This is a genomic window from Micromonospora sp. SL1-18, assembly GCF_047921505.1.
Lineage (GTDB): Bacteria > Actinomycetota > Actinomycetes > Mycobacteriales > Micromonosporaceae > Micromonospora.
Genome location: NZ_JBLROA010000005.1, coordinates 49461 through 72498, shown reverse-complemented (window position 1 = coordinate 72498; position 23038 = coordinate 49461). Strand labels below are relative to the sequence as shown.

Below are 23038 nucleotides of genomic sequence, written 5' to 3'. Positions count from 1 at the left end.
CGGCCCGGCCTGAGGGGCGCGCGACCGGCGCTGCGGCGCGGGCGGGTCAGAGCCGGACCGGCATGAGGATGGAGAAGGCGTCCGCGTCGTCCGGGCGGCGGACGGCCAGCGGGGTGATCGGGCCGTCCAGCTCCAGCACGAGCTGGCCGCGGTCCCCGGCGTCCAGGGCGTCGAGCAGGTACTCCCGGTTCACCCCGACCCGCACCCCGTCCGGCTCCGCCGCCTCGTGTGTCGCCGTGGCCTCGTTCGGCCCGACCAGGCGCAAGCCGCCGCGTTCGTCCAGGCCGAGCACGGTCACCTCGGTGGGTACCCCGGCGTGCTCGCGGACCAGCACCGGAGCGCCGTCGGCGGTGAGCGCGCCGCGCAGCGCGCCCACGTCCACCGGGATCCGGTACGTCGGCACGCCGGGGACCAAGCCGTGCAGCAGCCGGCGGTAGTCCGGGAACTCGCACGGCAGCGCCGCGGCGGCCAGCGCGCGGCCGGCGATCTCGACCTCGACCCGGTCCGCCGCGACGGTGAGGTGGGCCTCCTGGGTGATCCCCTCGCCGGTGTCCAGCAGGGCACGCAGCTCGTCCACCGCGTCCGCCGGGAGCAACGCGCGGACCTCGGGGCCGTCGACCTTCCCGGCCGCACGGGCGACGGCCAGCCGGTGCCGGTCGGTGGCTACCAGCCGTACGCCGTCCGCCTCGACCTCCAGCAGCACGCCGGCCAGCACCGGCAGTTCGGGGTCGGTGCCGACGGCGAACCGGACGGCGTCGACGGCGGCCGCCAGGTCGGCGCGGTTCAGCACTAGACGAGTGGTCATGGTGATCTCCTCCGGATCGATCAGGGCACGGATCCGGGAGAGCTCACGGCGGGCGTCGGCGAGGCCGTCCTCCAGCCGCTGCCAGTGCGCGTCCAGCAGCCGGTGCATCACCGCCGGCTCGTGCCGGTGCCGCAGCGCGTCGGCGATCCCGGTCAACGGCATCCCCACCCGGCGCAGCCCGGCGACCAGCCGGGCCGGGGCAACCTGGTCGTCGGTGTACCAGCGGTAGCCGGTGGCCGGGTCCACCAGCGCCGGCACCAGCACCCCGGACCGGTCGTAGAACCGCAGCGCGCTCACCGTGAGTCCGCTGGCCCGGGCCAGCTCGCCGATGCTGCGCAGTTCGCTCTCCACGCCGTCGGATCCTGGGCCCTCAACCCGGTCGAGGGTCAAGCGTCCACCACCCGGAACGTGATCCCCGCCCGCACCAGCCGGTCCAGCAGGGCGTCGCCCATCGCGGTCACCGTGGTCACCTGCCCGGCGGTCGGCGGCAGGTCGTCGAACGCCAGGCAGAGCGCCGACTCGGCGAGCATCTTGGCGGTCTCGTCGTACCCGGGGTCGCCCCCGGCCACCTCGGTGTGCACGGTCCGGCCGCCGCCGGTGCCGACGAACCGGACCCGGAACCAGGACTTCGCCCGCTGTTCGGCGCTCGGCCCCTGCCCGGAGGAGAGCCGGCCGAGCAGCCAGCGCCGGGCCGGCGGCAGCTTCACCAGCCCGACCAGACCGGCCAGGCCCACCCCGGCGGCCAGGATGGTGGGCAGCCGCTTCACCGCCGCGAAGTGGCGGTAGCGGAAGTCCGGCCCGTACTCGGGGCGGGCCGCGGCCGACCGGCGGACGATCTGCGGGTCGATCGTCGGCAGCGGCACCGCCCACATGCCGATCTCCTGCGGCCGGCTCACCTTCCCGGGTACGGCGCGGACCCGGCGCCCCTCCGGCCGGGGCTCGGCGGCCCTGCGGGCCCGCGCCGCGCGGTTGGCCTCCCCGGTACGGGAGAACGCGGTGAGCGCCGAGTGGTACGTGCCGGCGGAGAAGCGCCCTCCGGCCCGGACGAAACCGTCGACGGTGACCTGCCCGTCCGGCGGGAGCTGCTTGACGGTGAACCAGGCGCCCAGGTCGTGCGGGGTCGAGTCGAAGCCGCAGGCGTGCACCAGGCGCGCCCCGGTGCGGACCGCCTCGGCGTGGTGCCGCACGTACATCAGGTCGACGAACTCCGGCTCGCCGGTGATGTCGACGTAGTCGGTGCCGGCGGCGGCACACGCCGCGACCACCGGCTCCCCGTGGTGGATGTACGGCCCGACGGTGGTGGCGACCACCCGGGCGCGCTCCGCGACGGCCCGCAGCGACGCCGGGTCGGTGACGTCGGCGGCCAGCAGCGGCAGCCCAGCCAGGTCTGCGTCGATCCCGGCCAGCCGGTCCCGTACCCCGGCCAGCTTGCCCAGGTTTCGGCCGGCCAGCGCCCACCGCAGTCCGGCCGGGGCGTGCCGGGCCAGGTACTCGGCGGTGAGGCCGCCGGTGAACCCCGTGGCGCCGAGCAGGACCAGGTCGTACGGGCGGTCGTCGTTCACCCGCCGAGTGTGACACCCGCGGCGGTGCGAGTCACGGCGAGAAGACCGCTCGGACGCAACCGTCGGCCCGGTCGCGGAACAGCGCGTACCCGTCCGGGGCCCGCTCCAGCGGCAGGTGGTGGGTGGCCAGGTGCTCGGTACGCAGCTCGTCGCGCGCCATCCGGTCCAGCAGCATCGGGATCCAGCGCTGCCCGTGCTGCCGGGCGCTGCGCACGGTGAGCCCCTTGTTCATCACCGCGCCGAGCGGAAACGTGTCGACGAACCCGGTCCAGGTGCCGAGCACCACCACCGTGCCGCCCTTACGGCAGGCGTGCACCGCCTCGCGTACCGCCAGCGGCCGGTCCGTGCCGCCACCGAGCCGGCCGGCCAGCAGGCCCGGCGGTTCGGCCGGCATGCCGACCGCCTCCACACACACGTCCGGGCCCCGGCCGCCGCTGCGCTCCCGCAGCTCGGCGGGGACGTCCACGTACCGGTAGTCGAGCGGTTCCGCGCCGACGTGCCGCTCGACCATCCGCAGCCGGTCGTCGTGGCCGTCGACGACGATCACCTGGTCGGCCCCGCGCAGCAGGGCGGCCCCGGCGGTGAGCTGGCCGACCGCGCCGGCACCCCAGACCGCCACCACGTCACCGGGCGTGACCTCACCCAGCTCGGTGCCGAGCCAGCCGGTCGGCGCGGCGTCCGAGGCGAACACCGCCCGGTCGTCGCTGACCTCGTCCGGCACGGTGAACGCGCCGACGTCGGCGTACGGCACCCGCACGTATTCGGCGTGGCTGCCGCCGAAGCCGCCCAGCGGGCCGGGATGGCCGTAGCAGCCGGCGGTGGGCTGACCCCACGCCGACTCGGCCGCCGCCGCATCCGTGGTGCCGTTGTCGCAGCAGGCGAAGAGGCCCTGCCGGCAGAACCAGCAGGCTCCGCAGGCGATCCCCGAGCAGACCACCACCCGGTCGGCGACCCGGTGCCGGCGTACCTCCGGGCCGACCTCGACCACCTCGCCGAGGAACTCGTGCCCGAGCACGTCCCCGGCGGCCAGGTACGGGGTTCGCCCGGCCAGCAGCGGCAGGTCGGCTCCGCAGGTGGCGCTCCGCCGGACCCGGACGATCATGTCCTGGGTGTTGCGCAGCTCCGGGTCGGGGACCTGGCGTACCGCCAGCGCGTCGGCGCCCTCCCAGCAGAGCGCCCTCACCCGGCCACCCCGGGGCAGTCCAGCCGGGAGCGGTCCGCCCGCAGCACCTCCCCGGTCTCCGCGAGCTGCTTGGCCTCCCGTAGCACCTGCCGGATGAACCGGGCGGGATCCTCCCCGACCAGGTGGGCGGCCAGGCCGGGCAGCCGCAGCTCGCCGCCGAGCGGCCGGGCCGCCAGTTCCGTACCCCGGCCGCCGGGCGCGGGCCGGGCGTGCACCTCGACCGCGCCCTCGAGCCGGCGCAGCGGCTCCGGCCACCGTCCGCGCGGCAGAACCTCCTCGGGCCGGCCCGCCACGGTCACCACCTGCCACCGTCCGGGTCGCGGATCGCTGCCAACCGCGTGTGGCCAACGTTCCCTTCGGCGGACGAGGACCCGCGCCGCGTTCGCTCCCGCCGCCACCGCGAGGGTGATCCCGCCACCGGCCAGCCGTGCCATCCGTGCCACCTGCCCCTCCCGTCCTCGCCCCTCGGCGGGCGGCCGGCCACGCGCCGCCGGCCGCCCGCGTGCCTCCAGGTTGCGACCGCCCCGGGTGACCGGAGCTCCCCTCGAAGGGGTGAACCGCTCCGTGCCGGGTACCCCCCCCATCCCCCGTGGCGCCCGCTCGACGACACGGCTGACCAAGGAGTTTGCACCTGAGTTGATCCCCATTCAGACGCAAACTCCTTGATCAACGCTGGTGGGCGGGGAGGGGCGGCGGGGGTGGACAGGGATGGGGAGGGGCGGATGTCGCAGGAGGCTGAGCGGGATGGCGTCGCGGCGCTGGCCGGTGCCGCCGGGCCGGGCGGGGCGGTGCCGGAGGTGGGCGTGGCGGCATCATCGGCCGCGGCCGGGGCGCCCCCGCTGCTGGCCTCCCGGCTGGCCCCGGCGGCCCTGCCCGAGCCGGCGCTGGTCCGGCCCCGGCTGCTGGAGCGGCTGGACCGGGGGGTGGCCGGGCCGGTCACGCTGGTCTGCGCACCGGCCGGCTGGGGCAAGACCACCCTGCTCGCCTCGTGGGCGCGCGCCGGCGGCGAGCCGTCGCCCGCCTGGGTGGCGGTGGAGGAGGGCGACACCGGGCAGCGGCTCTGGTCGTATCTGGCGGCGGCGCTGCGGGACGCCGCGGAGGGCGTACCGGACGAGGGGCCCCGGCCGCCGGTGCCCGACATTCCGCCCCGTCCCGACCAGCTCGAACTGCTCGCGGCGGCGCTCGCCGCCCGGGACCGCCCGGTGCGGCTGGTCCTGGACGACCTGCACCGGATCCACGACCCGGCCGCGCTGGCCGGGCTGGAGTTCCTGCTCCGCCACACCGAGGGGCGGCTGCGGCTGGTGGCAGGCGCCCGGACCGACCCGCCGTTGGCCCTGCACCGGTGGCGGCTGGCCGGGGAACTGACCGAGATCGGCCCGGACGAACTGGCGTTCACCGACGACGAGGTGGCCGATCTGCTGGTCGCGCACGGGGTGCCGCTGCCCGCCGCGGCGGTGCCCCGCTTGCGGGAGCGGACCGGCGGCTGGCCGGCCGGCCTGCGCTTCGCCGCGCTGGCGCTGCGCGGCCAGGCCGACCCGGCCCGCGGCGTCGAGCGGTTCGGCGGTGACCGGTCGGACGTCGCCGCGTACCTGCGCGACGAGGTGCTCGCCCCGCTGGATCCGGATGCCCGGGAGGTGCTGCGGCACAGTGCGGTAGCCGCCGCCGTCTGCGCCGATCTCGCGGACGCGGTGACCGGTCGGGCCGACGCCGGGCAGCTGCTGGCCGACCTGGCCCGCACCGGCGGGTTCCTCCAGCACGACGGCGGCACCCTGCCCTGGTACCGCTGCCACCCGCTGCTGGCCGACCTGCTCCGCGACGAGCTGGGTCGGCTCCCCGCCGAGGAGTTGCGCGACCTGCACCTGCGGGCGGCCGGCTGGTACGCGGGCAACGGCCGACCGGCCGAGGCGCTGCGCCACGCGCTGGCCGCAGGCGAGTGGAACCGGGCCACCGAGCTGCTGATCGACGGGTGGCCGGAACTGGCGCCGTACGAGCGGGACGGGCCGGCCGGCCCACCGCCGCCCGAGCCGCCCCCCGACGCGCTCCGCCGGGACCCGGAGCTGGCCCTGGCCTGCGCCGCCGAGCGGGCGTACGCCGGCGACGTCGACCGGGCCGGCCACCACCTGCGGCGCGCCGCCGAGCAGGCCGGCGGCCTGCCCGCCCCGCGGCGGGACCGGTTCCACCGGCTGGCCACCGCGCTGGAGCTGACCCTGGCCCGACTCACCGGGGACCACGCCGAGGTACGCCGAGCCGCTGCCCGGCTGCTCGCCACCCGCACCGCCATCGGGCCGGGGGACGACCCGCGGGCCGGGGGCGGGGAGGACGCCGACACCCAGGCGGTCGCCGGCACCGCGCTCGGCCTGGTGGCGCTGGCCGAGGGCGAGTTCCCCGCCGCCGCGGAGCGGTTCGCCGAGGCCCGGATCGCGGCCCGGCGGGCGGGGCGCTCGCGTACGGAGCTGGTCGACGCCAGCCGGTCGGCGTTGCTGGACGCGGCCCGGGGCGGGTTGCGGGCGGCCGAACGCACCGCGCGGGAGGCGCTCGACACGCCGGCCTGCCAGGGCTGGTCCTCCCGGCTGGACTGCGGGTACGCGTACCTCGCGCTGGCCCTGGTGGCGTGCCACCGCGACGAACCGGCGGAGGCGGCGGCCAACCTGGCCCTCGCCGGCCCGGCCACCGCGGAGCCGGGGGCGGCGGCGCTGGCCGCGCTCTGCCGGGCCGAACTGCTGGCCGCGGACGGCCGGACGGCGGCCGCCCTGCGGGCCGTCGCCGACGCCCGGCCGGGGGTGCCGGGCCGGGAACCGGCCGCCTGGTTGACCGCGGCCGAGGCGCAGCTGCGGGCCGGCATCGGCGACGTGGACACCACCCGGGTCCTGGTCACCGACGCGCTGCGGGGCTGCGACGCCGGGAGCGCGGAGGCGGCGGCGCTGGAGGTGGCGCTGGCCCGGGTGGAACTGCGCGCCGGGGATTCGCGGGCCGCCGGACAGGCGCTACCCGACTGGGCCGGCCCCGCCGCGCAGTCCTGGCCGCTGCCGGTCCGGCTCGCCGCCGGCCTGCTCGACGCGCTCCTCGCCCGCGACGGCGGCGACGAGCGGCGCGCCGGGCGGCTCCTGGAGCAGGTGCTCGACCTGGCCGGGCCGGAGGGCTACCGGCGGGTCTTCACCCACGCCGAACCTGGGGTACGCGATCTGCTCGCCGCGCACCTTGACTCCGGCACGGCGCACTGGGCGACGGTGAGCGAACTGGTACGCGGGGTGGACGAGCGGCGGGCCGACGAGTCGGCCGAGCGGCCGGGCGGGCCGGAGCGGGCGCTGAACGAGCCGCTCACCGAGCGCGAACTGACGATCCTGCGCTACCTGCAGAGCATCCTGTCCAACGTGGAGATCGCCAGCGAGTTGTCCCTGTCGGTCAACACGGTGAAGACCCACGTCCGCAACATCTACCGCAAGCTCGACGCGACCCGGCGACGGGAAGCGGTCCAACGCGCCCGCGAACTCCGCCTGATCTGACCCCCACCCGCGACCCCCACCCGGGCGGTTAGGCGGGGGCGGCGGCGTCTACGGCGGCCAGCAGGTCCGCCAGGTCGTAGCCGCCGTCGTATTGGACGTCGTTGACGAACAGGGTCGGGACGCCGCTCACCCCGCTGCGTATGCCGCTGACGAAGTCCCGCCGGATCCGGTCCGCGTGGATGTGTTCGCCCACCTCCGCGTCGACGTCGTCGGGGGGCAGCCCGAGCTGCTCCACGCCGAGTGACAGGTGCACCGGGTCGAGCTGGTCCTGGTGCTGGTAGAGCCAGTCGTGCATGTCCCAGAACCGCCCTCGCCGGCCGGCGGCCTCGGCCGCCTCCGCCGCGCCCTCCGCGTACGGGTGGACGTTGGCGATGGGAAAGTGCCGGTAGACCAGGCGGGTGGTGTCGCCGCGCTGGCGCAGCACCTCGGCCAGGTTCGCGTACGCGGCCCCGCAGAAGCGGCACTGGAAGTCGCCGTACTCGACGATGGTGACCGCCGCGTCGGCCGGCCCCCGGACGTGGTCCGTCTCGGTCACCGGGAGGTGCAGCCGGGTGCTGGTGACCTGCAGTGGCGTCGTCATCGCTCCACCTCCGGTCGCCCGAGGGCCCGTCCGGTCGGGCTCGTCGGCCGGGGGCACCCGGACGCTTCGCGCCCGGGCGTGATCAACCCGTTCGGATCAGTCATGGTTCCCAGCCTCGTCCGCGACGGGGTGAGCCGGGATCACCCGGCTCGGGTCATCCGTCTCACCGCGAAACGGTCACGTGGTTGTGCACCGTATGGATGCCGGGGGCGGACCAGACGACCCGCTCGATCTCCTCGCGTTCCTGGATCGAGTGCACCAGGCCCTCCAGGAACACCTCGTCGCCGCCGTGCACCCGGACGCTGATCCCCTCGGCTTCGGTGGCGCCGTTGCGGGCGAGCGCGTCCACGATCCGCTGGGCCAGGTCACGCGTGTCGGTGCGGGTCCCCGGCCGGACGGTGATCCCGTTGCTCACCCCGCGTACGCCGGTGAGCCGGCCGACCGCCCGCTCGGCGGCGCGGCGCTGGTACTCCCATTCGACCTCGCCGTGCAGGGTGACCCAGCCGTCGGCGACGGTCACGTCCAGCGTCTCGATCGGCACGAAGGCGTCCCACTCCAGGGCCCGGCTGGCCGCGGTGGCGATCTCCGGGTCGCTCTTCTCGGCGGAGGTGGCGATCCGGACGGCGAGGTCGTTGGCGACCGCTCGAACCCGGGACACCCGGTGCGCCGCCCGCTCGGCGGCCCACTTCTTGGCGTAGCTGTCCACCCAGCCGGTCAGCGTCACGACCCCTTCGCTGACGGTCACCCCGATCTCGTTGGGGCGTACCCGGGGTTCCCAGGTGAGCTCGTCGAGGACGTCGGTCTGGATGTCCTGGTCGGTACGGGTGATCGTCGCGGTGGCCATCGGTGGCCTCCCTCCCGGATCGGTTCGCGGCGCGGGCGCCCGCCACCCCGCACGGGCACCACCACCCGCGATCCTGTCCCGAGCCCGGGTGACCTGCCCTCACCCGACCGGGGTGACCCGAATCAGTTGGGAGCGCTTCCAAATTTCACGGCCCAACGGTTACTGTGAATGTCCCTCGGCTGCGGGAGCCTGACCTGCCGACGGGGAGCCCGGGCAGCTCCCCCGATCCGACGTGCCAGTCCCACCACGGGCAACCGAGAGGAACCGCCCGATGCGCAGAAGTCTCGCCGGCGCGAGCGCGGCCGCGCTGGCCGCCACCGCGGCGGCCGTCGTCGTGCAGTTCGCCGCCGCACCCGCCACCCCGGCCGCCGCCGCGGCGTCCGAGCCGTACAGCTGGAAGAACATCCGGATCGACGGCGGTGGCTTCGTCCCGGGCATCGTCTTCAACCAGACCGAGAAGAACCTGATCTACGCGCGTACCGACATCGGCGGGGCGTACCGCTGGGAGCAGTCCACCCAGTCCTGGGCGCCGCTGCTGGACTGGGTGGGCGCCGACAAGTGGGGCTGGAACGGCGTGGTCAGCCTCGCCACCGACCCCGTGCAGACCAACCGGGTGTACGCCGCGGTCGGCATGTACACCAACAGTTGGGACCCGAACAACGGCGCGATCCTGCGCTCGACCGACAAGGGCGCCACCTGGCAGGCCACCGCGCTGCCGTTCAAGAACGGCGGCAACATGCCCGGCCGGGGCATGGGGGAGCGGCTGGCCGTCGACCCCAACAAGAACAGCATCCTCTACTACGGTGCCGAGGGCGGCAACGGCCTGTGGCGCAGCACCGACTACGGCGCGACCTGGGCCAAGGTGGCCAACTTCCCGAGCGTCGGCAACTACCGGGCGGACCCGAACGACAGCAGCGGCTACCAGAGCCAGAACCAGGGCCTGACCTGGGTCAGCTTCGACAAGAGCACCGGCACGGCCGGCAACACCACGCAGACCATCTACATCGGCGTGGCGGACAAGGCGAACCCGGTCTACCGCACCACCAACGGCGGTACCACCTGGGAGCGGATCCCCGGCCAGCCCACCGGCTATCTCGCCCACAAGGGCGTCGTCGACCTGGTGGGCGGCTACCTCTACATCGCCACCAGCGACACCGGCGGCCCGTACGACGGCGGCAAGGGTGACGTGTGGAAGTTCAACCGAGCCACCGGCGCCTGGATGCAGATCAGCCCGATCCCGTCGTCCAGCGGCGACGCGTACTTCGGCTACTCCGACCATCTACGGCACCACCGAACTGACCAGGTGGGACACCGGTGGGCAGTTCACGGTCAAGCCGATGGTCAAGGGCCTGGAGGAGACCGCCGTACTCGACCTGATCAGCCCGCCCTCAGGCGCCCCGCTGATCAGCGGGCTCGGCGACATCGGCGGCTTCCGGCACACCGACCTGGCCGCGGTGCCGTCGATGATGTTCACCCAGCCGGTCTTCACCAGCACCACCAGCCTCGACTACGCCGAGACCAAGCCGTCGGTGCTGGTTCGGGCGGGCAACTTCAAGAGCTCGGACCGGCCCAACGACCGGCACGTCGCATTCTCCACCGACGGCGGGGCGAACTGGTTCCAGGGCAGCGAACCGGGCGGGATTAACAATGGCGGCACAGTGGCCGTGTCCGCCGACGGCAGCCAGTTCGTCTGGGCGCCCGGCGACGCCGGCCAGCAGGTGGTCCGCTCGGTCGGCTTCGGCAACTCGTGGACCGCGTCGACCGGCATCCCGGCCAACGCCACCGTCGAGTCCGACCGGGTCAACCCGAACAAGTTCTACGGGTTCAGCAACGGGAAGTTCTACGTCAGCACCAACGGCGGGGCCGGCTTCACGGCCAGCGCCGCCACCGGCCTGCCCACCACCGGCGTGAAGTTCAAGGCGCTGCCCGGCAAGGAGGGCGACGTCTGGCTGGCCGGCGAGGGTGGCCTCTGGCACTCCACCAACTCCGGGACCAGCTTCACCAAGGTCACCGGCGTGAGCACCGCGATAAACGTCGGCTTCGGCAAGGCGGCGCCCGGGCAGACGTACCCGGCGCTGTTCGTCATCGGCACGGTCGACGGCCAGCACGGCGTCTACCGCTCCGACAACGCCGGCGGAAGCTGGGTGCGGATCAACGACGACCAGCACCAGTACGGCAACGCCGGCGAGGCGCTGACCGGCGACCCGCGCGTCCACGGCCGGGTCTACCTCGGCACCAACGGGCGGGGCATCCTGGTGGCGGACCGGCTCGGCGGCACGCCGCCGCCGACGACTGCGCCCCCGACGACCGCACCGCCGACCACCCCGCCGCCGACCACCGCACCGCCGACCACCCCGCCGCCGACGACTGCGCCCCCGACTACGCCGCCACCGGCCGGCGGCTGCACGGCGACCTACCAGGTGACCAACTCGTGGCCGGACGGCTTCCAGGGCGAGGTGACGGTCAGCAACAACGGCCTGCCGACCAGCGCCTGGTCGGTCTCCTGGAACTTCGCCAACGGGCAGCAGATCAACCAACTCTGGGGCGGCACGTACACCCAGAACGGCAGCCTCGTGGTGGTCAAGGACGCCGGCTACAACGGCGCCCTCGGCACGGGAGCCAGCACCACCTTCGGCTTCCTCGCCAGTTGGAGCGGGACCAACTCGGTGCCCGCGCTCACCTGCACCGCGACCGTCGCCCGCTGACCGGGCCGTACGGTGGCCGTCCCGTCCGCGGGGCGGCCACCGCCGCGTCCGCGCCGACTGCGGTGCCTCAGGCTCGCCGGAACCCCCGTTGGCGGGTGCGGGTCAGAAGTCCAGGCCGTCCGGGGAGTCCAGCCGGTCCACGTCCACGAACTCGATCTCCTCGACGTCCCGTACCCGGCTTCCGGCGGCTCGGGCGGCGGTGCCGGCGGCCCAGCCGATCGCGGCGCCGACCAGCGCGGCGCCGACCAGCAGCGCCCAGGGCAGCGTCGGCCGGCGGCCGGTGAGCGCGTCGACGGCGTGGGTGGCCCGGCGGCGGGCCTCGCCGGCGGCGGAGCCGACCAGGTCGCCGGCGCCCTCGGCCAGCCCCGACCCGTTGCGCCGGGCGGAGCGGGCGGCGTCGCGGACGCCGTCCCCGGCGGAGCTGACCGCGGAGGCCAGGTGCTGCCACGCCTGGTCCGCGATCCGCTCGGGCTTGCCGCGGCGCTCCAGCAGGGTAGTTCCGAACATGGTGTTACCTCCTCGGGGGTGGAATCCGGCGGCCACTTCGGACTCCGGCGGTCGGGCATCGTGGGACGGTCTGCTCACCCGGGCAGTGCCCCGCCCGGGGCCGCCGCAAACCATCCAGGTCAGGCGTGGTCGATGGGTGCGGCGGGACCAACCAGCCGAACGCGCCGGGACCGGATCCGGGCCGGACCGGCGCGGGGCCGCTAACCTGGGTCGGCGGATCGACATTGCCCGGTCGGTCGTTGGAGTATGAGAGTCTGTCGACGCGAAGAACAGGAACTGGAGGAAACCGGACTGGGATGCCCAGGTGTGCCCAGTTCGCGAATTGCCCATCCCGAGGGGTGGCGACCGAGGCATCGGAGGAATACTCTCGGTCGCGGCCCGCGTACTGATGAGGCGCCCGTAGGGGCGAGTGGAGGTGCTCGCGTGAGCCTGTCGATCGTGCAGTCGGTGTTACCGGGTGGTGTCGTCCAGATCGCCCCGCGGGGCGAGATCGACGTCGACACCGCGTACGAAGTGCGGGAAGCGATCGCCGAGGTGCTCGCGAAGGGCCATCCGTCCCGGGTCGAGCTGAACATGCGGCTGGTCACCTTCCTCGACTCCGTCGGCATCAGCGCGATGGTTGCCGGTTTCCAGACCGCCGAGGTCAGCGGTGTGAAGCTGCTTGTCACCGAGCCGAGCCGATTCGTGCACCGCCAGCTCTGGGTCACCGGCCTGCTGGGTCTCTTCGGCGCTCCCGAGCCGTACCTCGCCGACAGCACTCCCGAGGTACTGCCCGGCGCCTGAGCCGCCCGGTTCCGTACGCTTTCGTCGACCGTTGCCAGCCGAACCCCGGTTACGCGACGATCGTGCGGATCGCCGACGGCAAGGGAGTACGGCGTGCTCAGCAGCGACAGTTTCAGCTACACCGTGCAGGCCCGCTGCACCCGGGCGGATGCGCTCGCCCTGCTCAGCGACCTGACCCGGCAGGGTGAGCTGCATCCGCTGATCGTCCGGGTCCGTCCGCTGCCGCCCCGCCCCGGCGCCCTGGCCAGCTACGCGATCACCGACCGGCTGGAGCTCGGGCCGCTGCACTTCCCGGTCACCTACCAGGCGGACGTGCTGGTCGCCACCGAGGACGAGGTGGAGACGGTGGCCCGCCAGCAGCCGGCCACCACCGTCCGCAACCACACCCGGCTGCTGGACGAGCCCGGCGGCGTGGTGCGTATCGACGTCGAGATCACCCTCTCCGCCCCGGCGCCCCTGTTCGGGTACGCCTTCCGGCAGGCCCGGGCGGCCCACCTCGGCCTCGCCAGTCGGCTCAGGGCCGCCCTGGAGGGGCCGGCTGACTGAGAGCCCGCGGGCTCTTCAGTCAGCTCCGCCGCCCGGCGGTTCGCGACAACTCCGGACGTCGGGCCGTCGGGGCGGCCGGGCGCAGCCGCCCCCACGGCTTGTAGGTGGACAGCACGGTCGTGACGATCAGCAGGGTGCTGGAGACCGTCGGCGGGATGACCAGGTCCAGCCGGTCCCGGGCGGTGAGGTCCGGCCCCAGCTCGCCGAGCCGGCGCACGGTCGGGGTGAGCAGCAGCAGCACCAACCCCAGCATCGCCGTGGTGATCACGAACTTGACCAGCACCCAGCGCCAGCGCAGCAGCCCCCACGGGGTGAACAGCGCGCTGGCCAGCCCGACCAGCCAGACCAGCACGCTCAGCGGGGCGAAGAGGTACGTGACCAGCAGACCCGCCGCTGGATAGACCACCTCGGGGTCGGCTCCGCGTAGGCCGGCGACACCGAGGGCCAGCAGCACCAGGTCGACGCCGAGCCAGCCCAGCGCGGTGACCAGGTGCAGGGTGAGCAGGGCCTTGCGTCCGGCGGGTGAGAGTCGGCTCATGCCCCGATGCTCGGTCCTCGCCGGCCCCGCGTCGTCGGACGCACGGCGACCTCCGACGTACGTCGGTGGGCGTAGGTGGCCCGCCGGGCGGCGGGCCACCGGCGAGCCTCAGTACACCGACAGGTGCACGTGGTTGGTGTGGTCGCTGGACGGGTCGCCGTTGCCGCCGCTGTACGCCTTCCAGCCGCTGCTGGGCAGCCAGATCTGCTTGTACCAGATCACGTAGAGCACGGCGAGCGGGTCGGCGTTGCGGATGAAGTACGCGGCCAGGTTGTTGCCGTACGTCTTGTCGCCGCCGGTGGCCACCCCGCCGAAGCCGCCCTTCTGGGCGGCGAAGTCGCAGGCCCGGCCCTTGGGGTGCTCGCCCGAGCCGCTGGGCCGGTAGCAGGAGACGTAGCGGGTGAACCCGGCCGCCTTGGCCTGCTGGAGCGCGTGCATCATGCGCGGGGTGATGCAGCCGTTGGCCGGGGTCGGGTCGTTCACGCTGCACGACTCCGAGGGCCAGGAGCCGTCGGCGTTGCGCGGTGCCGCCTTGGCGTTGGCCCGCGAGGTGCCCTGCACGCTGCCCCCGCCGCTCGTGCTGGCGGCCTTCTTGTTGGCCAGTTCCAGCGCGTGTTCCGCCTGTTCCTTGCGCTTGGCCATCACCGCGACCTGCTTGCGTTGCTCCCGGATCTCGCCGTCGAGCGCGGCCTGGGTGCGGGTGGACTGGTCCCGGGTGTCGATCAGGTTGCGCAGCGCGCGGTCCTCGTGCGCGGCGACCTGTTGCAGCGTGGCGGCCCGGTCCATGAAGCCCTCCGGGCTGCTGGTGTCGAGCAGCGCCGCGGCGGTGCCGAGCCGCCCGGTCCGGTACGCGACCCCGGCGATCTCGCCGACCTTGGCGTCGCGTACGCCCAGCTCGGCGTTGACGGTCTTGAGCTGGGTGGTGAGCTGTTGCTGCCGCTGCACCGACCGCTTCAGCGCCGCCCGCGCGTCCAGCCAGCCCTTGCTGGCCGCGTCGAGCTGAGCGCGCAGCGCCGGGGTGCCGCCCTCGTCGCCGGGCGGGGCGGCAAGCAGGCCGGTCGGGGCGGCCGCCGAGGCGGGGGAGACCGGCGCGGCCGCGACGCCGAGGGCGAGCGTCGCGACGAGCAGGGCCGCCAACCGGGCGGCCGTCCGTCGTACAGGTGCCACAGGTGGCATTCACGTGTCCTTCCGTCAACCGCCGACCGGGTTAGCTGACGGGTTCGGGACGGAAGATCCCTACCGCTGACGCGGATGCACCCCAGGAACGTGGTTCCCCGGCTCGCCGTGCTGCTGGCGATTAGGCGACGGCCGCCGCCCCGGCGCCGAAACGCGCCGCCGGGTGGAGACCGCGACCGAGCCTACCGGCCGTACGCCGACCGGCCCCCGGCGACGGGGACCGAGAATCGGGCTAAAGCCGGCACAGATGCACAATAGCCACTTGAATTTAAGTTTGTCCTAATTACCACTCCACAGGTCCGCATGCGCCGGTTGACGCTCCGGGTTCGATCTGCAACGTGGCGTGATCGATCCGGAAGTCCTCGTGCAGTGCGGCCCGCGCCGCGGCCAGCACCTCGCCCACCTCCGCGCCGGGCGTCGTGGTCAGGTGCGCCGAGGTCACGTCCATGCCCGAGGTGAGGGTCCAGACGTGCAGGTCGTGCACCTCGGCGACCCCAGGCACAGCGGCCAGCCGATCGCGCACCGCGGTCACCTGGAGGTGCTCCGGGGCGGCCTGCACCAGGATGCGCACCGCGGCCCTGCCGAGCCGCCAGGTGCGCGGCAGGATGAACAGCCCGATCGCGACGGCGACCAGCGGGTCGGCCCACCACCAGTCGGTGAACGTGATGACCAGGGCGGCGGCGATCACCCCGAGCGAGCCCAGCACGTCGCCGAGCACCTCCAGATACGCTCCGCGCACGTTGATGCTCTCCTGCGCGCCCGTCCGCAGCAGCGCGAACGCGGCCAGGTTGGCGAGCAGGCCGAGCACCGCCACGGCCAGCATCGGCCCGGCGAGCACCTCCGGCGGCCTGCCGAACCGGCGTACCGCCTCGACGAACACGTAGGCGGCGACCGCGCCGAGCAGCACCGCGTTGGCGAGCGCGGCCAGCACCTCCAGCCGGTAGAGCCCGAAGGTGCGTTGCGGATCGGTGTTGGCCCGCCGGGTGGCGGTGATCGCGGCGAGCGCCATGCCGATGCCAAGCACGTCGGTGAACATGTGCCCGGCGTCGGAGAGCAGGGCCAGCGAATCGGTGGCGAACGCGGTCCCCGCCTCGGCCAGCATGAGGGCGGCGAGCAGCCCGAGCGCGGCCCAGAGCCGACCCCGGTGGCGGTGTGCGGCGTTGGTGACCGTGCCGCTGTGGTCATGACCTGCGCCCACGCCCACACCCTTTCGCCCGTCACCCCGGCGGGGCCCAATTTATGCTCACATCGCTATGTATGCAAGTGAGCCGGGGCCCGACCGTCGTCAGCCGACCGGGTCGAGGGTGGTCAGGCGCTGGGTGGCCCGGGACAGCGCCACGTAGAGGGTCCGTACGCCCGAACCCTGATCGGCCCGGATCTCGCTCGGCGCCACCAGCACCACCCCGTCGTACTCCATGCCCTTGGCCTGGAGGCTGGTCACCACCTGGAGTCGGCCGCCGCCGAGGTCGCCCAGCCAGCCGGCGACCTCGTCCCGGCGCGGCACCGGCGTGATCACGCCGACCGTCCCTTCGACCTCGGCCAGCAGCGCGCCGGCCGCGGCCACGGTCGCGGCCGGCAGCTCGGCGGCGGGCACGATCCGCTCGACCGGCGGCACCCCGGTGGAGCGCACCGCGGTCGGCAGCGCCAGGTCCGGGTAGCGGCGGCGGATCTCCGCCGCCGCCACCGCGAAGATCTCGGCGGAGTTGCGGTAGTTGGTGGTCAGCTCGTACCGGTACCGGCGGCGCTGCCCCAGCGCCTGGTCCCGGGCCCGGGTCAGCTCACCCGCGTCACCCGTCCAGGCGGTCTGCGCCGGGTCGCCCACCACGGTCCAGGAGGCCAGCCGGCCCCGGCGGCCGATCATCCGCCACTGCATCGGGGAGACGTCCTGCGCCTCGTCGACCACCACGTGGGCGTAGTCGCGGTAGTCCTCCGGGCGCTCCCGGGCGGCGGCCCGGGCCGCCCGCTGCCGGTCGGCGAACGTGCTCAGCTCGCGAACGCCCCCGGCGAGCTGGAACGGGTCGCGCCTCGGCTTCGCCCGCTGCACCGGCTTGCCGAGCAGCGCGTCCAGCTCGTCCAGCAGCGCGATGTCGGCGATGGTCGGCCCCTCGGCGTCCAGGGTCCGGTACGCCCGCGTCAGCAGCCGGATCTCGTCGGCCGCCAGGATCCCGCCGGCGTACCGGCGCAGCCGCTCGGGGCGGGCCAGCCAGCCGAGCACGTGCCGCGGGTGCAGCCGGGGCCACCAGGCCTTGAGGAACTCGCGGAACTCCGGCCGCTCGATGATCTCGTCCTCGAACGCGGGCTGCTCCGGCAGCCGGCCGATCCGCAGCCCGCGAGCCTGTCCGTACAGGGCGGCGAGGACGGCGTCGAAGCCGCCCCGTCGCACCTCGTTGCGGCGCGCGCCGCGCGGCAGGGCCCGGTCCCGGATCGCGTCCAGCTCGGCCCGGCCCAGCCGGAGCAGCTCGCCCCGGTAGAGCAGGCGCAGCTCGGTGGGGGAATCCGGCACCGCGTCCCGGACCGCGCGTTCCAGCACCCGGCGCATCCGCAGCGACCCCTTCACCGCCGCCACCTCCGGCAGGTCGGTACGGGTCGCCGACATGCCCGGGAAGAGCGAGCCGAGCGAGTGCAGGGTGGCGGTCTCCTCGCCGAGCGAGGGCAGTACCGAGGCGATGTACTCGACGAACACGCCGGACGGGCCGACCACCAGGATGCCGCCGCCGGCGTACCGGGACCGGTCGGAGTAGAGCAGGTACGCGGCCCGGTGCAGCGCGACCGCGGTCTTGCCGGTGCCCGGGCCGCCGGAGACGATCGTGACCCCCGAGCCGGGGGAGCGGATCGCCTCGTCCTGCTCGCGCTGGATGGTCGCGACGATGTCCCGCATGCCCCGCCCGGTGGCCCGGGACAGCGTGGCCAGCAGCGCGCCGTCGCCGACCACCGCCATGTCCGGTGGCGCCGCCTCCGGGTCCAGGAGGTCGTCCTCGATCCGGGTGACCCGCTCCGCCGACGACTGGATGGTGCGCCGGCGTACCACGCCCATCGGCTCGGCCGGGGTGGCCCGGTAGAAGGCGGCGGCGGCCGGCGCCCGCCAGTCCACCACCAGCGTCTCGGCGTTCTCCCCGCGCACGCCGAGCCGCCCCACGTGCAGCACCTGCCGGGTACGCAGGTCGAGCCGGCCGAAGACCAGCCCCTCGTGCTCTGCGTCCAGCACGTACCGGCGCTGCGCGGCGTGGAACACCATCGCGTCCCGCTCCACCAACGCGCCGAAGTTGCCGACCCGGGCCAGCCGGTAGCCCTCCCGCTCGGCGTCGGCGGCCGAGCGGCGCAGTTCCGCCAAGCGGGCGTACACCCGATCGAGATGCCGCTGTTCGGCGGCGATCTCCCGGTCCAGGGTGGTCTGGTCGCTCAAGGCGGGGGCTCCTGTGGTCACGCGGCGGGCACGGTGGGCTGAATGAGGGTACGGGCCGCCGCTCGGGCCCTCGTCGTGGCCATGCCGGTGGCCGTGCCCGGCGGTGGCGGTTGCCCGTTATCCGGGCGATCGCACCCCGTGCCCGCCGGACCCCTCGCCGGGGAAGCGGCGGAGACGACGAACCGCCCGCCGGACGACCCGGCGGGCGGTTTGGGTGACGCGGGTGAGGGACTCAGCCCTCGAAGACGCCGGCCTCGACGAGGCGCTTCTCGGTGGCGTCCCAGCCGTGCTCGGGGTAGGCGGCGGCGAGGCCGTTGAGCTCGGCGCGGACCTTGGTGGCGTGGCCGGCGGCGGCCAGCGTCCGGATCTCCTCGACGAAGGCCTCGGAGTCGGTGCGCAGGCGCACGGTCTTGCCGTTGGTCAGGTTGCGCACGTAGGCGTGCTTGCCGCCGTTGAGCGGGATGAGGTACTTGAACTCGCCCAGCACGCTGAGGGCGCCACCCTGGCCAGCCTGGCCGGCCCGGACTGACGCGCGCGCGGTCTTAGAGGTGTTGCTCGCCACGGAAGTACTCCTTGCAGACGTACGGGAGGACTGAAACGTCCGGGGGCTGGTGCGGGTGACGCCCGGGGTGAGCGTCGGCCCGCGAAGATTGTGCGGCGGCACAGAACCGCCCAGAGAACTGTACACGACCTCGACACCTGGCTGGTCATCGCGCCGTCAGGAGGGTCAACCGGGTCAGCCACCCGGGTATTTCCGACGGCCGACACCGGCGAATTTTCCGATTCGCTGGCGCACCATCCGCCACACCGGTCATCATGTGTTGCAAGCACCACTCGGGTGACGAGGTCGTAGGGGAAGACGCACCTCGCTCTCCGGGAGGTCACCGTGCCAACGCGTGGCGTCGTATACGTCCACTCCACCCCACTCGCCGTGTGCTCTCACGTCGAGTGGGCGATCGCGCGCGTCCTCGCCGCGCCGGTCAACCTGCACTGGACGGCCCAGCCCGTCGAGCCCGGTGCCCGGCGCGCCGAGTGCGGGTGGACCGGTAGCCCGGGGACGGGTGCCGAGCTGGCCGCTGCCCTTCGGCAGTGGCCCATGATCCGTTTCGAGGTGACCGAGGAGCCGAGCCCGGGCGTCGACGGCGAGCGGTTCATGTACGTCCCGGGGCGGGGCCTGTTCCGGGCCACCGTCGGCGCGGCCGGCGACATCCAACTCGGCGAGGACCGGCTGCGTGCCATCCTGGCCTCCGCCCGCGCCGAGGCGCTCGGGCACGCCCTCGACAAGGCGCTCGGCACCGCGTGGGACGCCGAACTGGAGCCCTACCGGTACGCCGGCGACGGCGCTCCGGTGACCCTGCTCACCCGGGTGGGCTGACCGAAGGTCAAGTTGCCCCGATACGCGTAAAACTGATGGGATGGGCCCTGTGTCGACCATCCCTCGGCGTAGCTTCGTCGCGCTCACCGCACTGACCGCACTGCTCGTCTCCGGATGCTCGGGATCGCCGGGCCCTGCCCCGTCCGCCGCCACCCCGGCCGCCCGGGCCGCGGAGCTGGTGCGGACGCTCGCCGACGAGGACCTGGTCGGGCAGGTACTGATGCCCTACGCGTACGGCAGCTCGGCCACCCAGGTCTCGCCCGGGTCGGCCGCCGGCAACCGTGCCCTCGCCGGGGTGAACACCCCCGCCGAGATGGTGGCGAAGTACCGCCTCGGCGGGGTGATCCTGGTCGGGTTCAGCGCCGATGACCCCACCTCCGCCAACCAGGTCACCACCAACGTCGACAACCCGCGGCAGGTCCGCCAGCTGACCACCGGCCTGCGGGAGGCGGCCGGCAAGCTCGCCGCCGGCCCGGCACCCTTCCTGATCGGCACCGACCAGGAGTACGGCGTGGTCACCCGGATCACCGACGGGGTGACGCTGCTGCCCAGCGCGCTCGCCGTCGGCGCGGCCGGCGAGTCGGCGCTCACCGAGACCGCCTGGCGGGCCGCCGGCGCCGAACTGGCCGCCATGGGGATCAACATGGACTTCGCCCCGGTCGCCGACGTGCTGGCCACTCCCAGCACGGTGATCGGCTCCCGCTCCTTCGGCGCCGACCCCGAGCAGGCCGCCGCCCAGGTGGCCGGCGCTGTCCGGGGCCTGCAGGCCGAGGGGGTGGCGGCCAGCGTCAAGCACTTCCCCGGGCACGGCCTGAGCGCCGCCGACTCGCACAAGGACCTGCCGGTCGTCGGCCAGTCCCGTGCCGTGCTGGACGACACCGCGTTCCCGCCGTTCCACGCCGGGATCGACGCGGGCGCCATGGCGGTGATGTCCGCCCACCTCGACATCCGGGCGATCGACCCGGGCACCCCCGCCACCTTCTCCCACAAGGTCCTCACCGACGTGCTCCGGGGCCAGCTCGGCTTCCAGGGCGTGGTGATCACGGACGGGATGAACATGGCGCCGGCCAAGCGCTGGTCGCCGGGGGAGGCCGCGGTCCGGGCCCTGAACGCCGGCAACGACCTCATCCTGATGACCCCGAACGTGAGCGAGGCGTACGACGGGCTGCTCGCCGCGCTGCGGGACGGCTCGCTGCCCCGGGCCCGGCTGGTCGAGGCGGTCACCCGGGTGCTGACCATGAAGTTCAAGCTGGCCGACCGGCCCGCCCCCGACATGTCGACGCTGGGCAGCGCCGAGCACCGTAAGGCGGCCGACGACCTGGCCGCCGCCGCGGTCACCGTGCTGCGCGGCCGCTGCGACGCGGCCCCGGTGGCCGGGCCGGTCACCGTGACCTCCGCCGGCAAGCGGGACCGCGCCCGCGCCGCGCTGACCGAGGCGCTCACCGCCGCCGGGGTCGACGTGGTGCCGAAGGGCGGCCGGATCGTGCACCTCGTCGGGCACGGCGACAGCGCCGCCGACCTGCGGGCCGACGCGGCCGTGACGGTGGCGATGGACACCCCGTACGTGCTGGCCGACGCCACGTCGCCGACGTTGCTGGCCACCTACTCGTCCAGCCGCGCGTCGATGACCGCGCTGGCCGGCGTGCTCGCCGGCAAGGCCCGACCGACCGGCCACTCGCCGGTCCCGGTGACCGGCCTGCCCGCCACCACCTGCGCCGCCTGACCCGTACGGCGTGTGCTGACGACCCGGCAGCAGCCGCACAATCGGGGCTGAAACGGCGTCAGGGTCCGCGCCCGGAGCGGGCGCGGACCCTGGACGTGGCAGCGGTCGTTACAGCGGGATGTTGCCGTGCGCGCCGCGGGCGGCCGGCGCCGCCGCGAGCGCCTCGGCGATCCGTCGCCGGGTCTCCGCCGGCTTGATCACGTCGTCCACCACGCCAGCCGCAGCGTGCCGGCGTCGAACAGGGCCCGAAGCCGGACCTCGGGATCCCGGTGGTCGACCGTCGAACTCTCGGCGCTGGGGGCGGTCGTGGTCACCTGTGCCTCCGAGGGGTGTCAGGCCCGCGTGAAGACGAGAGCCACGTTGTGGCCCCCGAAGCCGAACGCGTTGTTCAGCGCGGCAGAGATCTCCATGTGGCGCGGCTTGTGGGCGGCCACCTCCATCGTGAGGCCCTCGTCCGGGTCGTCGAGGTTGATCGTCGGAGGAACGACACCGTCGCGGATGGCCAGGATGGTGGCGATCGACTCCAGCGCGCCGGCCGCACCCAGCAGGTGACCGGTCATCGACTTGGTCGCGGCCAGCACCGGGTGCTCGCCGAGCGCGGTACGCAGGGACTCGATCTCCATCATGTCGCCGGTCGGAGTCGACGTGGCGTGCGTGTTGACGTGCACGATGTCGCTCTTCGCCACGTCCGCGTCGGCGATCGCCTTCGCGATCGCCCGGATCTGGCCCTCGGAGTGCGGCTGCACCATGTCGTACGCGTCCGAGGTGATGCCGGCGCCGGCGATGCGCGCGTACACCCGAGCGCCCCGGGCGGCGGCGTGGTCGGCGCGCTCCAGGACCAAGATGCCCGAGCCCTCACCCAGCACGAAGCCGTCGCGGCCCCTGTCCCACGGGCGGGAGGCCCGCTCCGGCTCGTCGTTGCGGGTGGACATGGCCCGCATCGAGGCGAAACCGGCGATCGGCAGCGGGTGGATGACCGCCTCGGTGCCGCCAGCCACCACCACGTCGGCGCGGCCGGAGCGGATGATGTCCAGGCCGAGCGCGATCGCCTCCGCGCCGGTCGCGCAGGCGCTGGCCACCGAGTGCACCCCGGCCTTGGCGCCCAGTTCCAGCCCGACCCAGGCGGCCGGGCCGTTCGGCATCAGCATCGGGACGGTGTGCGGGGAGACCCGCCGCGGCCCGGACGCCTCCAGGATGTCGTCCTGGGCGAGCAGGGTGGTGGCCCCGCCGATGCCGGAGCCGACGCTGACGGCCAGCCGCTCCGGGTCCAGCCCGGAGCCGGCCAGCCCGGAGTCGGCCCAGGCCTGCTGCGCCGCGATGATCGCGATCGCCTGGGACCGGTCCAGCCGGCGCAGCTTGACCCGGTCGAGCACCTCGATGGGTTCGACCGCGAGCTGGGCCGCGATACGGACCGGCAGTTGCGCCGCCCACTCCTGGGTGAGCGCACTCACCCCGGAGCGGCCGGCGAGCATGGCGTCCCAGGTCGACGCGACGTCCCCGCCGAGCGGGGTCGTCGCGCCGAGCCCGGTGACGACGACGTCGGGACGACTCATGATCAGGACTGCGCCTCGATGTAGCTGACGGCGTCCCCGACGGTCTTCAGGTTCTGCACCTCGTTGTCCGGGATCTTGACGCCGAACTTCTCCTCGGCCGCCACCACAACCTCCACCATGGAGAGCGAGTCGACGTCGAGGTCATCGGTGAAGGACTTCCCCTCGGCCACGTCGTCCGGGTTCACCCCGGCAACCTCTTCGAGGATCTCGGCGAGGCCGGCGGTGATCTCGTCACGGGTCATTGCGGTTGGT

21 protein-coding genes and 1 riboswitch are annotated in these 23038 nt (G+C 74.2%); of the genes, 7 read left to right on the top strand and 14 right to left on the bottom strand.

Annotated elements, in window-relative coordinates:
- Window positions 1-46 precede the first annotated feature (46 nt).
- The 4 genes from ACNAW0_RS03630 to ACNAW0_RS03615 are packed head-to-tail and all read right to left on the bottom strand — an operon-like array spanning window position 47 to window position 3993.
- Window positions 47-1144 carry a MerR family transcriptional regulator gene (locus ACNAW0_RS03630; protein WP_416286339.1) on the bottom strand — a complete coding sequence of 366 codons (1098 nt, stop codon included), beginning with the start codon at window positions 1142-1144 and terminating at the stop codon, window positions 47-49.
- 47 nt (window positions 1145-1191) lie between these two features.
- Entirely contained in the window at window positions 1192-2367 is a 1176-nt protein-coding gene (locus ACNAW0_RS03625; protein ID WP_416286244.1) for a saccharopine dehydrogenase family protein, read from the bottom strand.
- Between the two features lie 31 nt (window positions 2368-2398).
- Window positions 2399-3550, bottom strand: a complete 1152-nt coding sequence (locus ACNAW0_RS03620; protein WP_416286243.1) for a zinc-dependent alcohol dehydrogenase — start codon at window positions 3548-3550, stop codon at window positions 2399-2401.
- Window positions 3547-3993 carry a hypothetical protein gene (locus tag ACNAW0_RS03615; RefSeq protein WP_416286242.1) on the bottom strand — a complete coding sequence of 149 codons (447 nt, stop codon included), beginning with the start codon at window positions 3991-3993 and terminating at the stop codon, window positions 3547-3549. The genes ACNAW0_RS03620 and ACNAW0_RS03615 overlap by 4 nt, the downstream gene beginning before the upstream one ends.
- A gap of 279 nt (window positions 3994-4272) precedes the next feature.
- On the opposite strand from ACNAW0_RS03615, the gene ACNAW0_RS03610 reads away from it, so the two are divergent.
- A complete protein-coding gene (locus tag ACNAW0_RS03610) occupies window positions 4273-7053 on the top strand; it encodes a LuxR C-terminal-related transcriptional regulator (RefSeq protein ID WP_416286241.1) in 2781 nt (926 codons plus the stop codon).
- A gap of 28 nt (window positions 7054-7081) precedes the next feature.
- On the opposite strand, the gene ACNAW0_RS03605 is transcribed toward ACNAW0_RS03610, so the two are convergent.
- Entirely contained in the window at window positions 7082-7633 is a 552-nt protein-coding gene (locus ACNAW0_RS03605; protein ID WP_416286239.1) for a DsbA family protein, read from the bottom strand.
- A 163-nt stretch (window positions 7634-7796) separates the two neighbouring features.
- Window positions 7797-8477 (bottom strand): BON domain-containing protein, encoded by a 681-nt coding sequence (locus ACNAW0_RS03600; RefSeq protein ID WP_416286238.1) that lies wholly within the window; start codon window positions 8475-8477, stop codon window positions 7797-7799.
- 334 nt (window positions 8478-8811) lie between these two features.
- Here ACNAW0_RS03600 and ACNAW0_RS03595 point away from each other — a divergent pair, with 334 nt between their 5' ends.
- Together ACNAW0_RS03595 and ACNAW0_RS03590 are read left to right on the top strand one after the other, a co-directional pair.
- The gene (locus ACNAW0_RS03595) at window positions 8812-10122 is read left to right on the top strand and encodes a WD40/YVTN/BNR-like repeat-containing protein (protein ID WP_416286236.1); all 1311 of its coding nucleotides are present in this window, start codon (window positions 8812-8814) and stop codon (window positions 10120-10122) included.
- The gene (locus ACNAW0_RS03590; RefSeq protein WP_416286338.1) at window positions 10007-11182 is read left to right on the top strand and encodes a cellulose binding domain-containing protein; all 1176 of its coding nucleotides are present in this window, start codon (window positions 10007-10009) and stop codon (window positions 11180-11182) included. Before ACNAW0_RS03595 ends, ACNAW0_RS03590 begins: the two co-directional genes overlap by 116 nt.
- Window positions 11183-11284: 102 nt before the next feature.
- On the opposite strand, the gene ACNAW0_RS03585 is transcribed toward ACNAW0_RS03590, so the two are convergent.
- Window positions 11285-11689, bottom strand: a complete 405-nt coding sequence (locus ACNAW0_RS03585) for a hypothetical protein (RefSeq protein WP_416286235.1) — start codon at window positions 11687-11689, stop codon at window positions 11285-11287.
- A gap of 423 nt (window positions 11690-12112) precedes the next feature.
- Here ACNAW0_RS03585 and ACNAW0_RS03580 point away from each other — a divergent pair, with 423 nt between their 5' ends.
- Both ACNAW0_RS03580 and ACNAW0_RS03575 read left to right on the top strand, forming a co-directional pair.
- Complete coding sequence (locus tag ACNAW0_RS03580) at window positions 12113-12472, top strand: STAS domain-containing protein (protein ID WP_416286234.1); 360 nt, start codon at window positions 12113-12115, stop codon at window positions 12470-12472.
- 93 nt (window positions 12473-12565) lie between these two features.
- The gene (locus ACNAW0_RS03575; protein WP_416286233.1) at window positions 12566-13018 is read left to right on the top strand and encodes an SRPBCC family protein; all 453 of its coding nucleotides are present in this window, start codon (window positions 12566-12568) and stop codon (window positions 13016-13018) included.
- A gap of 19 nt (window positions 13019-13037) precedes the next feature.
- On the opposite strand, the gene ACNAW0_RS03570 is transcribed toward ACNAW0_RS03575, so the two are convergent.
- The 5 genes from ACNAW0_RS03570 to ACNAW0_RS03550 all read right to left on the bottom strand — a co-directional run bounded on the left by ACNAW0_RS03570 (window position 13038) and on the right by ACNAW0_RS03550 (window position 18697).
- The gene (locus ACNAW0_RS03570; protein ID WP_416286232.1) at window positions 13038-13556 is read right to left on the bottom strand and encodes a hypothetical protein; all 519 of its coding nucleotides are present in this window, start codon (window positions 13554-13556) and stop codon (window positions 13038-13040) included.
- Between the two features lie 108 nt (window positions 13557-13664).
- Window positions 13665-14732: a coiled-coil domain-containing protein gene (locus ACNAW0_RS03565; protein WP_416286231.1), complete on the bottom strand. Its 1068-nt coding sequence runs from the start codon at window positions 14730-14732 to the stop codon at window positions 13665-13667.
- Between the two features lie 4 nt (window positions 14733-14736).
- A riboswitch (cyclic di-AMP (ydaO/yuaA leader) is annotated at window positions 14737-14870 on the bottom strand.
- Between the two features lie 145 nt (window positions 14871-15015).
- A complete protein-coding gene (locus ACNAW0_RS03560; protein WP_416286230.1) occupies window positions 15016-15930 on the bottom strand; it encodes a cation diffusion facilitator family transporter in 915 nt (304 codons plus the stop codon).
- Between the two features lie 87 nt (window positions 15931-16017).
- A complete protein-coding gene (locus tag ACNAW0_RS03555) occupies window positions 16018-18135 on the bottom strand; it encodes a HelD family protein (RefSeq protein WP_416286229.1) in 2118 nt (705 codons plus the stop codon).
- A gap of 232 nt (window positions 18136-18367) precedes the next feature.
- On the bottom strand, window positions 18368-18697 hold the full coding sequence (locus tag ACNAW0_RS03550; protein ID WP_416286228.1) for a hypothetical protein: 330 nt from the start codon (window positions 18695-18697) through the stop codon (window positions 18368-18370).
- A 324-nt stretch (window positions 18698-19021) separates the two neighbouring features.
- On the opposite strand from ACNAW0_RS03550, the gene ACNAW0_RS03545 reads away from it, so the two are divergent.
- Both ACNAW0_RS03545 and ACNAW0_RS03540 read left to right on the top strand, forming a co-directional pair.
- A complete protein-coding gene (locus tag ACNAW0_RS03545) occupies window positions 19022-19510 on the top strand; it encodes a DUF3145 domain-containing protein (RefSeq protein ID WP_416286226.1) in 489 nt (162 codons plus the stop codon).
- 40 nt (window positions 19511-19550) lie between these two features.
- Window positions 19551-21233 carry a glycoside hydrolase family 3 protein gene (locus ACNAW0_RS03540; protein ID WP_416286225.1) on the top strand — a complete coding sequence of 561 codons (1683 nt, stop codon included), beginning with the start codon at window positions 19551-19553 and terminating at the stop codon, window positions 21231-21233.
- A 332-nt stretch (window positions 21234-21565) separates the two neighbouring features.
- On the opposite strand, the gene ACNAW0_RS03535 is transcribed toward ACNAW0_RS03540, so the two are convergent.
- Window positions 21566-22786, bottom strand: a complete 1221-nt coding sequence (locus ACNAW0_RS03535) for a beta-ketoacyl-[acyl-carrier-protein] synthase family protein (RefSeq protein ID WP_416286224.1) — start codon at window positions 22784-22786, stop codon at window positions 21566-21568.
- A gap of 2 nt (window positions 22787-22788) precedes the next feature.
- A complete protein-coding gene (locus ACNAW0_RS03530; RefSeq protein WP_007072348.1) occupies window positions 22789-23028 on the bottom strand; it encodes an acyl carrier protein in 240 nt (79 codons plus the stop codon).
- Between the last annotated feature and the right edge of the window lie 10 nt (window positions 23029-23038).

Coding starts and splice junctions, on each gene's coding strand:
- ACNAW0_RS03610 (WP_416286241.1), top strand. CDS start 4,273: ATGTCGCAGGAGGCTGAGCGGGATGGCGTCGCGGCGCTGGCCGGTGCC.
- ACNAW0_RS03605 (WP_416286239.1), bottom strand. CDS start 7,633: ATGACGACGCCACTGCAGGTCACCAGCACCCGGCTGCACCTCCCGGTG.
- ACNAW0_RS03600 (WP_416286238.1), bottom strand. CDS start 8,477: ATGGCCACCGCGACGATCACCCGTACCGACCAGGACATCCAGACCGAC.
- ACNAW0_RS03585 (WP_416286235.1), bottom strand. CDS start 11,689: ATGTTCGGAACTACCCTGCTGGAGCGCCGCGGCAAGCCCGAGCGGATC.
- ACNAW0_RS03570 (WP_416286232.1), bottom strand. CDS start 13,556: ATGAGCCGACTCTCACCCGCCGGACGCAAGGCCCTGCTCACCCTGCAC.
- ACNAW0_RS03565 (WP_416286231.1), bottom strand. CDS start 14,732: ATGCCACCTGTGGCACCTGTACGACGGACGGCCGCCCGGTTGGCGGCC.
- ACNAW0_RS03540 (WP_416286225.1), top strand. CDS start 19,551: ATGGGCCCTGTGTCGACCATCCCTCGGCGTAGCTTCGTCGCGCTCACC.
- ACNAW0_RS03535 (WP_416286224.1), bottom strand. CDS start 22,786: ATGAGTCGTCCCGACGTCGTCGTCACCGGGCTCGGCGCGACGACCCCG.
- ACNAW0_RS03530 (WP_007072348.1), bottom strand. CDS start 23,028: ATGACCCGTGACGAGATCACCGCCGGCCTCGCCGAGATCCTCGAAGAG.